This window comes from Mesorhizobium sp. M7D.F.Ca.US.004.03.1.1 (assembly GCF_003998635.1).
Lineage (GTDB): Bacteria > Pseudomonadota > Alphaproteobacteria > Rhizobiales > Rhizobiaceae > Mesorhizobium > Mesorhizobium loti.
Genome location: NZ_RZQG01001336.1, coordinates 1 through 1182, shown reverse-complemented (window position 1 = coordinate 1182; position 1182 = coordinate 1). Strand labels below are relative to the sequence as shown.

Below are 1182 nucleotides of genomic sequence, written 5' to 3'. Positions count from 1 at the left end.
GGCCACCGTTGAGGCAACAATGCGCCGCTGAACCGCCCCAGACTGAGACGCATGAGCCTGCTGTCCGTCGCCGCACCCGTCACACCACATCGAATCCTTCCTCGATCACATCGACAGCGCCAAGCTCCGATCCAATCCCCGTTGCGACTTGACGGCATCCATAAAACGGAAAATTATGGTACCGGTACCAATCATGGTTGACGGAACTGGGTAGTGCGCTCATGGACAGGCTTTACATATTATAATAGCATACCATTATAAGTCGTGGAGGAACGCTCTATCCCCGGTTTGCAAGGGACGTCAGCGAGCGAAATTTCGACCCCTTTTTACGTCGTCGTGTGGTCTGCGCCCCGCACGAGCGATGCCGACAAAAGGCGCCCAAAAATGCATGGGAGGAAAACATGCGGACTTTCCTGAGAGGGGCCGGTGCCTTGCTGGCCGGCATTGTGCTGGCGCTGTCGGCGCTCAAGCCGTCGATTGCTTCAGCGCAGACGGTCGACGAGATCATCTCGCGCGGCAAGCTGGTCGTCGCCATCGACACCACCACGCCGCCATACGGCTTTCTTGACGCCAACCTGAAGCCGACTGGCTTCGACATCGAAGTTGCCAACAAGATGGGCGAAGCGCTCGGCGTGCCGGTCGAATTCGTCACCGTCACCTCGCCCGGCCGCATTCCGGCGCTGCTGACCAAGCAGGTGGATGCCGTGATCTCGATCTTCTCGATCACGCCGGCGCGCGCCATCCAGATCGACTATTCGATCCCTTATGCCGGACAGTCGGCTGTGGTGATCGCTCCGAAGAGCACCGCTATCAAGGGCGTTGCCGACCTCGTCGGCAAGAAGGTCGGGCTGACACGCGGCACCGGCGAGGACGGATTGTTGACCAAAGCTGCCGAAGCCAATCCGGGCATCGAAATCCTGCGCTTCGATGATTATTCGTCGCTGCTGCAAGCCATGGTGTCGGGCCAGATCGACGCCATGGGCGGCGGCGACTATGGCGAGATCTATCTGAAGAAGGCGCAGAACGGCGATGCCTTCGAGCAGAAATACGTGCTCAAGACCTTCTACTTCGGCATCGGCGTCGCCAAGGGCAACGACAATCTGCGCCAATGGGTCAACACCTGGCTGTTCGCCATGAAGACCGACGGCACGCTGGATGCACTGTCGATGAAGTACCGCAACC

The 1182-nt window shown here is 59.2% G+C and carries 1 protein-coding gene; it reads left to right on the top strand.

The genetic code is table 11. The features are described 5' to 3' along the window. Nucleotides 1–401 precede the first annotated feature (401 nt). The coding region (locus EN935_RS36855; protein WP_127374285.1) for a transporter substrate-binding domain-containing protein at nt 402–1182 on the top strand (781 nt) is incomplete at its 3' end.